Source organism: Thalassococcus sp. S3 (assembly GCF_004216475.1).
GTDB lineage: Bacteria > Pseudomonadota > Alphaproteobacteria > Rhodobacterales > Rhodobacteraceae.
Genome location: NZ_CP022303.1, coordinates 4,027,348 through 4,040,767 on the forward strand (window position 1 = coordinate 4,027,348; position 13,420 = coordinate 4,040,767).

Here is a 13,420-nt window from a genome sequence, read left to right on the forward strand (position 1 = left end):
AATATGGTATTTTGTATATGAAACAGACTCAGTCTCTTTAGTGGAGTCCGTCATGCGAGATGATCCCTACATCGTGCCCGGGTTGATGCGCGGGCTGGCCGCCCTGCGCGCCTTCACGCCCGACCGGACGGAGATGACATTGAACGAGATCGCGGCGGCTGTCGGTGTCTCGAAATCAGCCGTGTTCAGAACCGTTCACACGCTGGCGGAGGCAGGCTATCTGCTGCCGGTGCAGAACAACGCGGCCTACAAGCTCGGCCCGGCGGTGGTGCGCCTAGCCTACGGCTACCACGCCGGTCGGGAGCTGTTGGAAGCCGCGACACCCACGCTGGAGACCCTGCGCGACCGGATTGACTGGTCAACGCATCTTGGCGTGCTTGATGGCAGGCAAATCCTGTACCTGCTGCGCTTTCCGGCGACCGGGGGGCTTTCCTCGCTGGTCCATGTCGGCAGCAGATTGCCCGCGGCCTCGACATCAATGGGGCGCCTTCTGCTCTGTCACAAGAGCCCCGAATTCATCAAACGCCTCTACGCCGAAGCCGAACCTGGTACGGCGGCGCATGTCCTGCAGCGCCGGGAGCGGGATGCTAAACGCGATGTGGTCGTCAGCGTGGGTAATTTCGAAAGCGGTCTTTGTTCGGTCGCAGCCCCCGTGCACGACATTTCAGGTGAAGTCGTCGCGGCAATCAGCGTAACGAAAATGCTGGACGATGTGCCCGGCGACATCATCAAAGAAGTCCGCAACAGCGCGCGTCGGATTAGCGAACTGCTTGGCGGCGTCCCCTTTGCGAAGGATTAGCTGGACGGGCGTCCCATTGTCCTCGCGGCGACATGGGCGGTTGCGCGTTGCTGAGCCTTGGATGTTCCGGGTTCCGGTTCCCTTGCGGCACATCGGGCAGCATGGCGTTGATCTTGATGGAGATCACCACGGCAAACCCAACGGCGACCGCTATTCGGTCGCCCGGGCCAACTTGCGCCGACGTGTGAGCAGTTTCACGACTGGCAAGAAGATCAGAATAAGGGCGACGACAGTGATCGGGCCGGCAATTGGTCGGGTCAGGAAAATTGACGGATCGCCTGACGACAGTAGCAGGGATTGGCGCAGGGTGGGTTCAGCAATCGGGCCAAGAACAATTGCCAGGACCGCGGGCGCCAGAGGGTAGTCGAACTTACGCAAAAAGAACGCGCCGATCCCGAAGATGACCATCAGCCAAATGTCGAACATATCCCGCGTCGCTGCATAGCATCCCGCGATGGAGAGCACGAAAATCATCGGTGCGAGGATCGTGAACGGCATACGCAGCATCCAGATGAAGAGCGGGATGAAGGCCAGATTGATCAGCACCGCCGCAACATTGGAGACGTAGAAAGAGCCGATCAGACCCCAGACAAACTCGGTCTCATTCACGAAGAGCTGCGGACCCGGGACAAGACCCCAAATGACCATCCCACCCAGCAGGATCGCCGTGGTGGGGGAGCCAGGGATACCCAGGGTGAGCATCGGCAGCATCGACCCGGTCGAGGCCGAGTTGTTCGCCGCCTCGGGTGCGGCCACACCATCCGGATTGCCCGCTCCGAAGCTTTCGGGCTTACGCGATATCATCTTTGCCACGCCGTACGACATCAGCGAACCCGGTGTTGCCCCGGCTGCGGGAAGAATGCCCACGAAAAAGCCCAGGAAAGAGCCGATCGTCGTTCCCTTCCAACTGCGTTTCGCCGCCTCTCTGGTGTCTTGCGCCATTCCCTTCATGGTCATTTTGGGATTGGACGATTTGATCTCTCCGCGCGTCTGTTCGATGGTCCAGAGCATTTCGCCGATCCCGTAGACACCAATGGCGAGCACGAGAAACCCGATGCCTTGAAGAAACTGGTTCATCTCGAAAAGCACAAGGCGCGGTGCGCCTGAGATCTGATCGAAGCCGATTGAGCCCAGAACGAGGCCGAAGCAGATGGAGAAAATGGTCTTGGGGATGTCGTCCCCGCCAAGCCCCACGAAAGTGGCAAAGGCCAGAAGCATAAGCGCAAAGATCTCGGGCGGGCCGAAGGAGAGTGCGAGGTTCGCAAGGACAGGCGCAAAGAGAGTGAAGAGAACATTGGCCACCGTGCCGCCCACAAAGGACGCCAGGGCCGCGGTTACAAGCGCCAGGCTGGCCCGTCCTTGCCGGGCCAGGGGCTTGCCGTCGAAGGTCGTCGCGACCGCGGTGGACGCGCCGGGAATGCCAAGCGTGATGGACGAGATCGCGCCGCCATACATGGCCCCATAATAGATCGCAGCAAGGAATATGATCGCGCCACTGGGGGGCACAAGGAAGGTCACCGGCAACAGGATGGCCACCCCATTGACCGAGCCGAGCCCCGGCATGGCCCCGATGAACAGCCCCAGCGTGACGCCAACGACGATCAGCAACAGGTTAAGCGGCTGCAGCGCCAGCACCATACCGTCAGCAAGAAGAGTGAGAACGTCCATAAGCGAGATCTCTGGTGTTGGGCGGGATCAGTAGATGATCTCGTAAAGGATGTTGAAGACCGGATCGGTAAAGGGCAGGCCGGTTGGCATGGTGATACGCATCGCCCCTTCGAAGAAAAAGAAGAACGCGATTGGGACCGGGAAGGCGATCGCCAGGGTGGTGAGCCACGAATGGCGCCCGAGAAAGCGGATGTAATACAGCAGAAACGCCATGATCGCGCCGTACATCGAGATGATATTGACCAGGGCGACGAAGGCGACGATGCCGCCGCCCACCAGAAACAGCATCCGCCAGCCGTAATCGTCGAGAACGGACGCGTCAGACTGCGATGGCGGGCTGGTGCCGCGCCACCAGTTCCACGCAGTCATTGCACACGACAGCAGCATGATGCCGGAGAGCCAGAACGGCCAGGCCCCTCCACCAGGGCCCTGGCCCGCGATATAGCCCACCGGCAGTTCGGTGCTTTTCCACATCAAATAGAGGGAAAGAAGGGCCAAAACGCCCGCGGTGATGATCTCGCCGTGTCGCATTCTGGCATGTCCCTATGACTTTGATGAGCGCGCGGCTCCCGGGCGTTGCGTTTAGCCGTCGAGCGACTGGAGCAGTTTGGTGTGATTTTCTACCTGAGTGGACCAGTAGGCCCGCTGCTCCTCCGCGTTCATCCAGAGGGGTGAGAGGCTTTCAGAGGTCAGGTAACCCTGCCAGTCCTCACTCTCGTAGATCTTGGTGAAAAGCTCTTGATAGTAGGCCGCAGCTTCATCCGACATGCCAGGTGCGCCAACCACGGCACGCTGGTTGTAGTAAGAAAAGTCGTGCCCCATCTCCTTCATCGTCGGCACGTCCGGATAGGCCGGCAGGCGTTCATCGGAAAAGGCGACAAGCGGCACGAAGTCGCCTGCTTCGTAAAAGCCCTTGGCCTCGGCCGGGTTGTTCACGGTGGCCATGATTTGCTTGCCTGCGAGGTCCTTTGCCACTGCGCCGCCGCCGTCATAGGGGATGTACTTGACGTCGAGGTCATAGGCGCCCGCCATGTAGGCGATGACGATGCTGTCTTCCTGTCCGGCACCAGTGCCGCCCATGACGAACTCGCCATCCATCGACTTCACCTTTTCGACGTATTGGTCAAAACTGGTGATCTCGCTGTCCTTGTGAACCCACAACACAAACGGGTCGACGCCCATCATTGCGATTGGCGTGAAGGTCTGGATATCGATCCCCAAATTGCTTTGCCGCAGCGGTGTCGTGAAGAAAGAGTTCAACGTGACGAGGATCGTATGATCCGGATCGCTCGCAGTGTTGACGTGGATCAGCGCTTCGGCGCCGGAACCGCCGCCCTTGTTGTTGGGCACCAGTGGGCGCCGGGTCATATCGCCCTTTTCGGCAACCGACTGAACAAAGCGGGCAATCTGGTCCGCACCGCCGCCCGGACCTGCCATGATCACAAAGTCGATAGGCTTTCGTGGCTGCCAGCCGTCTGCCAGCGCCGTAAGGGGCGCCGTCGCTAGGGCCGTGGCACAGGCCATGGACAGAAAAACGCGTTTTGTGATCAACATTGATAATCCTCCTCAGTTATCAGAGGAGGCTGCGACAGAGCACCGCGGCAGCACCCTCGATCACCGAGTAATTATCTTGCGAAAAAGGTGTTTCAAGGAAAATTTTATTGCGTACAATCGTATGCAGGTCAGTGCGCCATCACCACAGCCATTTCAGCTTTGTCTACAACGGCTTGCGTATTTCCCCCCAGAAGGGTCTCACGCTCGTGACTGACGCTGTATGCGCCCATCAGCAACAGATCGGCCCCGGCACTGCTGGCTTCTGACAGCAAGGCGGCGCCGGGATTTTGTGCCTCGAACCGCCTTACGGACGCAGAGACGCCGCGCAGAGCGTAGTAGCCGACCAGCTCATCCACGGTTGTGCCATAGGTCAGTGGCTTGCCGCCATAAAGGATCGTGACAGTCTGGGCCGCCTCCACCAGGCCCAGGGTCAGCGCGACCATGCGGGCCGCCTCCAGGGATCCATTCCAGGCCACTGCCACATGCGCGCCGATCTCGGCGGGTGGCGCTGACTGGGCGGGGCACATCAGAACCGGGCGACCTGTTTGAAAAAGCCCCGCCTTAAGGGTGTTGGTGCCAAGGTTTCTATCGCGGTCCGGCTTGGCGACAGCGATCAGATCGGCCAGCCGTCCCTGATGGCGCACGATATCCATCATACGGCCAGTTTCCTCTATGAACTCCACAGAAGGCCGGTCGCCTTTGGGTTCGCGCGTTTCTGACAGGTCGAGAGCACGGGCGCGTTCATGCAGCCTTTCACGCAGCTCCGCCTCTTCCTGGTTCGAAAGCTCCGCTGCTTGTTGCAGCATCGTCTCTCGGGCGAATTTGAACAGCCCTGCGTGATAGGGCACCATCTCGCTTGGGTTGGGGCGGCAATGCGCCACCACGATATGCGCGTTGTGCCGATGGGCGAGGACAGACGCGTGAGACAGCACGATGTCGCCCATACCGTCCCCCCGCACAGGCACCAGAATCCTCTTGAGCATGGCGATCCTCCCTTCGCTTTGCGCGCGGCGGCTGATCAATAAAGACCGGCGGTCCGCGCTCTCAAGGTGACCAGCGCCAGCACCGCGTCTATGGACGGTGTGGCAACGCCCGTCACCCTGCCCAACTCCTGCACCGAACCGACCAGCGCGTCGATCTCCATCGGGCGGCCTGCATCCAGATCCTGCAACATGGACGTGCGGTGCGCGCCCACGGCGGCACCACCGTCGATCCGGCGATCAACATCAATGGGGAACTTGACCCCGAGATGTTCGGCAATCTGCTGCGCTTCGACCATCATGGCCCGCGCCAAGGCCCGCGTTCCGGGGTCGGTGCACAGAACATCCAGCGTCGCATGGGTCAAAGCAGAGATCGGGTTGAACGACAGGTTACCCCAGAGTTTCACCCAGATCTCATCACGCAGCTTCGGCCGAACAGGTGCTTTGAGACCCGCTGCACTTAGCGCTTTTGAGAGAGCCAGGGCCCGATCCGATTTCGAGCCGTCAGGTTCCCCAAGAGAGAACCGATTGCCCTCGATATGCTTGATCGTGCCCGGCTCCGACACTTCGGCTGCCGGGTAGACCACGCAGCCCAGCACACGGTCGGGGCCGAAGCCATCCCATTGCGCATTGCCCGGATCGACCGATGCGAGACGCGTGCCCTCCAGCGGCCCCCCGATCTTGTGGAAATACCACCAGGGCACACCATTCACGCCGGACACGACAGTGGAGTGATCACCCAGAAGAGGCTGCATCTTGTCCACCACCGGTGGCACCGAATGCGCTTTGAGCGTCACGATCACATAGTCCTGCGGGCCCAGGTCATCGGGATCGTCAGAGACAGTGACAGGAACCGTAACCGGGTCGGCATCCTCTTCGATCAGGGTGAGTCCCTTTTCTTTCATAGCGGCCAGATGCGGGCCACGGGCGACAAGGCTGACGTCAGCACCCGCCTGGGCCAGCTTGGCCCCCATATATCCGCCGATGGCGCCCGCTCCGAAAATACAGATCTTCATGGCCGCCCTCGCTTATCCGGCATCCTGCAGACCCAGCTTTTCGGCCAGGCCAATGCGTTGCAGTTTGCCCGTTGCTCCCTTGGGGATCTCATCAAGGATCAGCACCTTGCGCGGCACCTTGAACGCCGCCAGCCGCGCGCTCAGAAAGTCGCGTAGCGCGCGTTCATCTGCCTCTGCACTCTCCTTTAGGACCACGGCAACAGCGACGTCCTCCCCAAGCTTGGGATGTGGCAGCGCGAAGGTCACACATTGCGCAACCGCTTCATGCGCGCTCAGAACACCGTCGACTTCAAGCGGGCTGACCTTTTCGCCGCCGCGATTGATAATCTCTTTCAGACGTCCGGTCAGCTGCAGATAGCCGTCCGCGTCAAAGGCGCCCTGATCCCCGGTCCGGAACCAACGCTTATCCTCGGCCATGAAGAAGTTCTTTTCGTTCGCCTCCGGATTGCTTTCGTAGCCGGGGGTCACATTCGGCCCTGAGATCACAACTTCGCCGGTGCCCTCTATCAGACGGTTCTCTGTCTCGTCGGCGATCCGAACCTCCGGACCAGCGGGCAGTCCCACCGATCCGGGTTTTTGCGTTCCGGGTGCCAGCGGGTTGGAGCACATCTGATGCGCGGCCTCGGTCATGCCGTAACCTTCGATCACGGGCACGCCGAATGTCTCGGCCAGGCTTTCCATCACCGGGCCGGGAAGGGACGCGGACGAGGAACGGACAAAACGCAATGGCGCCGCGGCGATTGCATCTCTATTGCGGCCCGCGCGGCTCAAAAGCGCCTGATGCATGGTTGGCACCGCCGTATACCAGGTCGGGGACGCATCGCGCATCCACCCGAAGAACTTCAGCGCATCAAAGCCGGGCGCGCACCAGATCGACGCGCCCACCGAAAGCGAGGCGGACACTGCCGCGACAAGCCCATGGATATGGAAGAGCGGCATGACATTCAGGCAGCGATCCGTGCCGGTCAGCGCAAGCGAGGTGGCGATATGCCCAGCGGATGCTGCGACGTTTCTGTGTGTGAGCGGCACGATCTTCGGGCGTGAGGTCGTGCCGGACGTGTGCAGGATCAGCGCGACGTCATCGGTTGCGGGAGGTGCGGTATCGACCTTCCCAGCTCCGGCTGCACCGCCTTCGGCCGTCAATGTAAATTGCCCAGCGGGCGCATCACCCTGCACCGCCAAACGCAAGACCGTGAGGCCCAGCTTTTGCGCCGCGTCCAGCGCGGGCCCCTCGTACTCTGCCGGCAGGACAATGGATTTGGCGTTCAAATCGTCGAGGTAGAATGAAAACTCATCTTCGCGATAGGATGGATTGAGCGGCGCGGTCACCGCCCATTGCGCCACTGTGACGAAACATGTGGCCATCTCGGGACCATTTGGTAGGACGATGGCCACTCTGTCCCCGCGCCCGATGCCCGCATCATGGAGCTGGGTTCCGACCGATGCCGATAGCGTGCGCAGCGCAGCATAGGTTAACACCTCGCGGTCTGGCGCGCCAATGGCAACTGTGCCGCCGTCGTGGCCGTCCAAGAGTTCTGCAATCGTGTTTGCCACCTGTTCCTCCCCCTTTTGATATTGCGTGTCCGGAATATGGGTCTCCCGGTGGACGCGTCCAGCTTGGGTCATTTCTGACATCGCTCGCAACAGCATTCCCCGGCCATGCCGGTCAGCCATACGAGATCAGATATCTTGACGCTTGCCTATAAGGATCGGGAGCCGTGATATCCAACAGGGATTATTGGAACCTGCGCCAGGATTTCATTCGATAAGAGCTGTTTTCAACGGATCGACGCTGGTCCTGGGCAACGTCCTTTGATGTTCCAAAAATGCGCGTTTCGGTAAAACCATCACTCGCACCAGCGAGGATGCAAAAACATCCGCCGTGCGCATTGTGTCGCCCGAAAGCAGTTCGCGGTCGCCAAACACATCGCCTTGGGACAATTCGGCAATCGGCGCGGACGTGTTAGGGTGCAGAACTTGGGCGGCGCCAGTGACGATGAGATAGGCGCAATCGCCCGGATCCCCTTTGCGAATGATCCGCTCGCCTTTTTTGAATATCATGCATTCGTAGGACCGGATCATGTTATGAGCAACGTTCTGTTTGGCAAAGTTCGCAAAGGTTTCGTGCAGATCATTCATGTCCAGCAGGTAAGGAAGAAAGCGCACATTGATGTGTGGCACGCTCAGAAGATCATTGGTTACTGGTTTTCCACCGATGCGGTGGATCAGTTTACCGACGACGGGGTTCAATGGCGCGCTGATGTAATCCACGTTATTGGCAAGCGCATGATAGGTGCACATCAACAGCAACCCTCTGGCGACCATCAAATTGCGGTATGGCCTGGCAACGCAATACATGCTGATGCTCATGAAGCGGCTGGCTGGCGGCGTATGCTCGCGAAAATCGAAGTATTCGTCCGCTGGCAGGCCCGCCGGATTATCCAATGTGGCCCGCACGCTCCCCACAATCTGATCACGCTCGTTTAGAGCCACGAACAACTTGGAGGCGGGAAAGGCATCGAACTGATCCAGCACGACCTGGGTTCCATCGGCATGGATCAGATCCTCTTCTTCGCGGAAGACTTGATGGCGGATGCGAAAGACCTGCTCGATATCCTGCTCGTCCTGAGCCAGCCGAATGCGGATTGGCATGGGTTATCCCTTTTGCATAGGCGCGCAGGACACCACAAACTCACCCAGGTGGAATGGACCGCCGGACAGTCGCGACAGGTATTTCCGTCGCATATCATGACCATCCACGCTCATATCCAAGTCATAGCCCTGGGCGGCAAGAAACTCTTCGATGTCAGATTTTTCGATGGTCCAGCCTAGCGGTTCGCCCAAGCGATGGAGGTAGCGCTTTAGCAACCAGGTGACGTTGATGTTGGGGCTGTCCATGCGCGGTACGGCGGTAAAGACAAATTGCATCCCGCCTGAAGTCACATGCCTCAAGGCGGCAAACACCCGTTCGACATCGCATGGGTCGAGATACATCAACACGCCTTCGCAAATGAAACAGGTCCTTACCGCGGGATCAAAGACCGGGATCTGGGCCAATGCATCGCTTATCGCGGTCTTCGACAGGTCAACGGGATGCAGGTGCAAATTGCCCGGCGCATCGGTGACAAAGGCTTGGCGCTTTTGCGTCGCCGTCGCTGGATGATCGAGCTCAATACATGTCAGATCAACATGATCTCTGCTGAGTTCGTATGTCAGGGTATCGAACCCGGCCCCAATATTCACCACTTGCCCAGCGCCTTGCGCAATGTTCGCGCGCACGACGTCTTCAATCACTTTTTTGCGGGTCACGTAATGAAGGGCGATGCCCGGCATCAGCAGCCGCTGCATCACCATCAATCCGGCTGAGATGATCGGGTTGCGCAGCTGGCGCAGCCTTCTGCGCCCTTCATCCGAGCTGTTGAGAATGTCCAGACAGGCCGACATCTTGTCCGCCGACACAAGCCATTCGGTGCGGCGTTGGCTACCGGTGTGAACAACACCTTGCAGCACCGTATAAGCCGTATGGCTTGCCTTGTCGTTCTGCATATTCAGCTCAGCGCAAAAGCGCTCTGGTTCTGGAGCGGTGTGGCACGTTCGAACATCGCCCCGAATGCGCGGATTTCCGTAGGGGCAATCCTGCGTGTTTGTGGTTTGATCGGCGATGTTTCAATCGTTGACTTGGCAAACGGCATCCGTGCTGCTGTCGTCCCGATCACCAGCGAACGGGATTTGAAACGGTTCAGACGATGTTGCAGCGCGGGCAGGCGGGGCGGGGCATACCGAATGCTGCCCAAAACCTCGAGATGAGAGCGGTATCGTGTCGGCATAACAATGTTCCGTGAAGCTACACGGACATTATGCGTTCTGCAGGCAGCCGTATATGTATGGAACCATGGATCTACGCAGGTCTTCTCGACAAATTTCCCAACCCGGCCTAACGCAGCCTCGCACCGGCTGCGTTATATCGCTTTCCGTTATGCGGGCGATGCGCATAGATATAGCTCGACTTGCTCAACTGCTGTGTCCGAGCGTTCGCCATCGCTGGAACAAATCCGTTCATTTCGTTCTGGGTGAGCGGCCATGACTGGCCATTCTAGCCATAAGCGCGGGGCAGCGGCACACGTCTCGCTAAACCCTGGATAAGTCGGTGTTAATCTATTTCGCCAGCGTAGTGCTGCCCCCAAAAAAGGTCATCAGATCGCGTGATCTTTCACCGCAGCAGAATGGTTTGGGGCCGATGGTTTACTGAACTCGACCGACACGAGCGTACCTTGATCTGAAGAGCGCACTGACAGCTCCAGATTGTTCTCTTGCGCCCGTTGTCGCATACCCTTCAGACCCAGACCACTGTTGAAACCGGCCAGTCGCCCCGCTTTGTCAGGATCAAAGCCGCGCCCATCATCGCGGATGGTGATGAAGGCCGGCGCGATAGTGACAAAGATGTTTTGGCAGTTTGAGTGTTTTATCGCGTTTGTCAGACTTTCCTGGGCAATACGCACGATATTCAGCGCTGTCTTGGACGGCTGATCGGACAAGTCGGGGTCGCCCGCGACGTCCCAATGCACTTGGATGCCATGCCTTTGCAGAAGTGGCTCCATCCTCTCACGCAGAGCCCCCAACATCACAGCGACATCGTCCACAACCTCAAGACTGTCGATGATCAACGCCATGTCACGTAACGCTTCTTCGAGAGACGTGTGAACGATCGGATCGGCTGCATCATTGCAGTTCAAATAGGATAGGACATTCACCAATTGCCCGCCCACGCCATCGTGCAAATCCAGCATGATGCGGCGCCGTTCCTCTGCCAGCGCGTTTGCCTTTTCAGCCTCCAGCACCCGCTCCTGTACCTTTTCAAGCTCGGCCGTTTTTCTCTCGATTGTCCCCTGCATAGATCTGGTCAAGGCATCGTATTGCGTGAGCGTCCGGGCGAGATGTCCGATGAGCGCCAGAAACAACGCGCCGAACAGGATCAGAAAGGCAAGGTTGGCACGATGCGTTTTTGCAAGCATCGGATCGACATGTGCGTACACATATTCGGCAATGGCTGCTCCGCCAGCGAGCGCAAGGACAGGCACATGAAAACGCTGCCACCCTCTTGCCCCGGGCCATGACAGAATGTGGCATGCCAAGGCGCAAAGGCCCATGGCCCCGCAGAATAGCCCGACGAGCTGCGAAGCGGTTCTGAAGTGCGCTTCGGGCATGGCGATGAGTGCACCTGTTGAAAAGATGCAGATCCAAAACAGACCACGCATCATGCGAGGATGGTCAAATTCGTAGATCAACACCGAAAAGTGCAGGATTCCGTAAAACAGCCAAACCAGCGCGCTGTTCCAGATTGCCCACCAATACGGGATCTGATCGAGGGCATTGGGGATGACCATATTGCCGGCGACAATACACGCTGCCAGCGCGACCGCCGCGAGCAAGAGATACGCCTGATCATGCCGTCTGGTGAACCAGAGACATAGCAGAGCGATCCCGCCGAGGGCCGCCATGGTATAGGCAACGCGCACCGTTCCGACTCTGTAGAAAAGGCGGATTTTTGACGCGAATTCAAGAGTTTCGCCATTCCCGATGTAGAGCGGGTAAAGAGACACTCGGTGAAACTCATTGCTCTGCAGATAGATCGTGAAGATGACATCGCGATCATTGAAGACATCGCTGGGAAACGGCGCATAATGCGGACGGTTCCAGTTGTGATGAAGCTCCTCCGGGCTGTTGCGATCAGGTGAAATCGCGGTATCGTTGGCCCAGATAAGAATACTGTCGCTGAGTTGCGGAAGATAAAGGACAGGGAAGCCACTGGGTTCATGGTCCGGTGTGACCGCGATTTTGTAGGTCGCGTGGTGTCGGCCATTCAAGGCTTCGGTTTCGGGAAAGTCAGGTAGCGTGACCTCTACATAGTCGCCGGGCTGACACCTTTCTGGCTGATGCGGGCACATCAATGCGCTTGAAACCTTGTGTGTTCCCTGTGTCAGCCGTTCGGAACTCAGGGGCAGCTGCATGATTGCCCAGGTACTGAACGTGAGGAGCAGGAGAGAAATCGAAAACGCGATGGCCCATCGCATCACACGATGCCTTTGCGCGTCGCCACAACCACGGCTGCAGTATTCGAGTTGACGCCAAGTTTCGAATAGATGCGATGCACATGATTGCCGACCGTGCCCAAGGTGATCGACAATTTGTCGGCGACTTCCTGTCTCTTGTACCCTTTGGCAATCAGCTGCATCACTTCGGTCTCACGCTTGCTGAGGCCGCTGTCATTATCGCTGCCGGACACGCCAAGACTGTCCTTGGGGAACGTCGACAGGAGGATCCGCGCGATTTTTGGGCTGATCGGGCTCCCTCCATCAACCAGCTCAAGGAGTGCCGCGCTGACATCGTTTGCCGAGCTTTGTTTGTGAAGGTAGCCTTTGGCCCCGGCGCGCAACGCCTCAACCACGCGTGCTTCGTCACCGAAAACGCTGATGACCAGGCAATCGCAATCCCATGTGGCGCGCATCGCTTCTTCGATGACCTCGCAACCCGACCCGTCCGGCAAACCCAGGTCCGTCAGAACAATTCTGGGCTTTTGTCGCCGTAGCAGGGAAAGGGCGACTTCGACGCCGTGAGCGACCCCGCATATCTCGAAAACACTTTGTGATAAGATGTTCCTCCGCAGCGCTTCTGCAGTGTGAACAGAATCTTCAACGATAAGGACCTTGATCTTTTTCATCGTCGGCAGTCTTCGCCTAGGTTAACCCGGGAATCTTTTACCAAGCACGCTGGATTTCAGTCTATCACGGTCCGGCCAAGTCTTGACCAGAACTTTTCGTCTTTGGAGATGACCAACCCGCTGAATAGTCCGGTTTCATCCCTAGGCTTTGGACCTGTTGATTTCAGCTCATACTCGACCTTCATCGCCCAGGCATGAACCGTGCCAACGTCTTCGATGCCGGAATGCAGAGTGGGCGAAGACACTGCACTGCGTCGGCAGCATTGCGTGGCACCCGCGCCCCAGCGAACTGAGCGCGAGTGCGAAATTCAAACGCAAGGCCAAGCGGCGGTCTTGCGGGTCATTCGGCGCGGCGTGCAAACTCGATGACCGTGCCGTCGGCGCGTGTCAGGCTATGGGCGTGTACCTCCAGCGCGCCAAGATCGTCGTTCACGACCCCCTCGATCCGCACCGCCTCACCGACGCCCGCGGGCACCCAGTTGGGACCGACATAGATGCGAACAGTACCAGTCGCATCCTGCAGGCGGAACTCGTCCTCGTCCGTGATGCGTGTCACAATGCCCTCAACCGTGACCAGCGTTCCACGCTCCAGTGCGCCGACTGGTGTTGGCTCCTCGTTCACGTATGCCGTCTCGGCGCTGAGGGCGAGCACCGTCGTCAAAGGGAGAAGTCCGATCATGATCGA

The 13,420-nt window shown here is 58.7% G+C and carries 14 protein-coding genes; 1 reads left to right on the forward strand and 13 read right to left on the reverse strand.

The annotated features are described in order from the left end of the window. Positions 1–52: 52 nt before the first annotated feature. Complete coding sequence (locus CFI11_RS19750; protein ID WP_130409046.1) at positions 53–799, forward strand: IclR family transcriptional regulator; 747 nt, start codon at positions 53–55, stop codon at positions 797–799. Between the two features lie 150 nt (positions 800–949). Here the strand turns inward: CFI11_RS19750 and CFI11_RS19755 are convergent, their stop codons facing one another. From CFI11_RS19755 to CFI11_RS19815, 13 genes are all read right to left on the reverse strand, one after another. Further along, on the reverse strand, positions 950–2,467 hold the full coding sequence (locus CFI11_RS19755; RefSeq protein ID WP_130409048.1) for a tripartite tricarboxylate transporter permease: 1,518 nt from the start codon (positions 2,465–2,467) through the stop codon (positions 950–952). A gap of 27 nt (positions 2,468–2,494) precedes the next feature. Beyond that, the gene (locus CFI11_RS19760; protein WP_130409050.1) at positions 2,495–2,998 is read right to left on the reverse strand and encodes a tripartite tricarboxylate transporter TctB family protein; all 504 of its coding nucleotides are present in this window, start codon (positions 2,996–2,998) and stop codon (positions 2,495–2,497) included. 51 nt (positions 2,999–3,049) lie between these two features. Beyond that, positions 3,050–4,021 (reverse strand): tripartite tricarboxylate transporter substrate binding protein, encoded by a 972-nt coding sequence (locus CFI11_RS19765; protein WP_130409052.1) that lies wholly within the window; start codon positions 4,019–4,021, stop codon positions 3,050–3,052. Positions 4,022–4,149: 128 nt separating this feature from the next. Next, positions 4,150–5,004, reverse strand: a complete 855-nt coding sequence (locus CFI11_RS19770; RefSeq protein WP_130409054.1) for a universal stress protein — start codon at positions 5,002–5,004, stop codon at positions 4,150–4,152. 35 nt (positions 5,005–5,039) lie between these two features. Beyond that, entirely contained in the window at positions 5,040–6,017 is a 978-nt protein-coding gene (locus tag CFI11_RS19775) for a 2-dehydropantoate 2-reductase (protein ID WP_130409056.1), read from the reverse strand. Between the two features lie 12 nt (positions 6,018–6,029). Next, entirely contained in the window at positions 6,030–7,571 is a 1,542-nt protein-coding gene (locus CFI11_RS19780) for an acyl--CoA ligase (RefSeq protein WP_371687488.1), read from the reverse strand. A gap of 204 nt (positions 7,572–7,775) precedes the next feature. Further along, positions 7,776–8,669 (reverse strand): cyclic nucleotide-binding domain-containing protein, encoded by an 894-nt coding sequence (locus CFI11_RS19785; RefSeq protein ID WP_130409058.1) that lies wholly within the window; start codon positions 8,667–8,669, stop codon positions 7,776–7,778. A gap of 3 nt (positions 8,670–8,672) precedes the next feature. Continuing rightward, a complete protein-coding gene (locus tag CFI11_RS19790) occupies positions 8,673–9,563 on the reverse strand; it encodes an SAM-dependent methyltransferase (RefSeq protein ID WP_130409060.1) in 891 nt (296 codons plus the stop codon). Between the two features lie 2 nt (positions 9,564–9,565). Further along, entirely contained in the window at positions 9,566–9,844 is a 279-nt protein-coding gene (locus CFI11_RS19795; RefSeq protein WP_130409062.1) for a hypothetical protein, read from the reverse strand. A 366-nt stretch (positions 9,845–10,210) separates the two neighbouring features. Then, positions 10,211–12,025 (reverse strand): sensor histidine kinase, encoded by a 1,815-nt coding sequence (locus CFI11_RS19800; RefSeq protein ID WP_165390331.1) that lies wholly within the window; start codon positions 12,023–12,025, stop codon positions 10,211–10,213. Positions 12,026–12,087: 62 nt separating this feature from the next. Then, on the reverse strand, positions 12,088–12,735 hold the full coding sequence (locus CFI11_RS19805; protein WP_130409066.1) for a response regulator transcription factor: 648 nt from the start codon (positions 12,733–12,735) through the stop codon (positions 12,088–12,090). Positions 12,736–12,791: 56 nt separating this feature from the next. After that, on the reverse strand, positions 12,792–12,980 hold the full coding sequence (locus CFI11_RS19810; protein ID WP_130409069.1) for a hypothetical protein: 189 nt from the start codon (positions 12,978–12,980) through the stop codon (positions 12,792–12,794). Between the two features lie 95 nt (positions 12,981–13,075). Next, on the reverse strand, positions 13,076–13,414 hold the full coding sequence (locus tag CFI11_RS19815; protein WP_130409071.1) for an OB-fold nucleic acid binding domain-containing protein: 339 nt from the start codon (positions 13,412–13,414) through the stop codon (positions 13,076–13,078). Positions 13,415–13,420 lie beyond the last annotated feature (6 nt).

Excerpts from the sequence above, each read along its gene's own strand:
- CFI11_RS19750 (WP_130409046.1), top strand. The coding sequence starts at position 53 with ATGCGAGATGATCCCTACATCGTGCCCGGGTTGATGCGCGGGCTGGCC.
- CFI11_RS19755 (WP_130409048.1), bottom strand. The coding sequence starts at position 2,467 with ATGGACGTTCTCACTCTTCTTGCTGACGGTATGGTGCTGGCGCTGCAG.
- CFI11_RS19760 (WP_130409050.1), bottom strand. The coding sequence starts at position 2,998 with ATGCGACACGGCGAGATCATCACCGCGGGCGTTTTGGCCCTTCTTTCC.
- CFI11_RS19765 (WP_130409052.1), bottom strand. The coding sequence starts at position 4,021 with ATGTTGATCACAAAACGCGTTTTTCTGTCCATGGCCTGTGCCACGGCC.
- CFI11_RS19770 (WP_130409054.1), bottom strand. The coding sequence starts at position 5,004 with ATGCTCAAGAGGATTCTGGTGCCTGTGCGGGGGGACGGTATGGGCGAC.
- CFI11_RS19775 (WP_130409056.1), bottom strand. The coding sequence starts at position 6,017 with ATGAAGATCTGTATTTTCGGAGCGGGCGCCATCGGCGGATATATGGGG.
- CFI11_RS19785 (WP_130409058.1), bottom strand. The coding sequence starts at position 8,669 with ATGCCAATCCGCATTCGGCTGGCTCAGGACGAGCAGGATATCGAGCAG.
- CFI11_RS19790 (WP_130409060.1), bottom strand. The coding sequence starts at position 9,563 with ATGCAGAACGACAAGGCAAGCCATACGGCTTATACGGTGCTGCAAGGT.
- CFI11_RS19795 (WP_130409062.1), bottom strand. The coding sequence starts at position 9,844 with ATGCCGACACGATACCGCTCTCATCTCGAGGTTTTGGGCAGCATTCGG.
- CFI11_RS19800 (WP_165390331.1), bottom strand. The coding sequence starts at position 12,025 with ATGCAGCTGCCCCTGAGTTCCGAACGGCTGACACAGGGAACACACAAG.
- CFI11_RS19805 (WP_130409066.1), bottom strand. The coding sequence starts at position 12,735 with ATGAAAAAGATCAAGGTCCTTATCGTTGAAGATTCTGTTCACACTGCA.
- CFI11_RS19815 (WP_130409071.1), bottom strand. The coding sequence starts at position 13,414 with ATGATCGGACTTCTCCCTTTGACGACGGTGCTCGCCCTCAGCGCCGAG.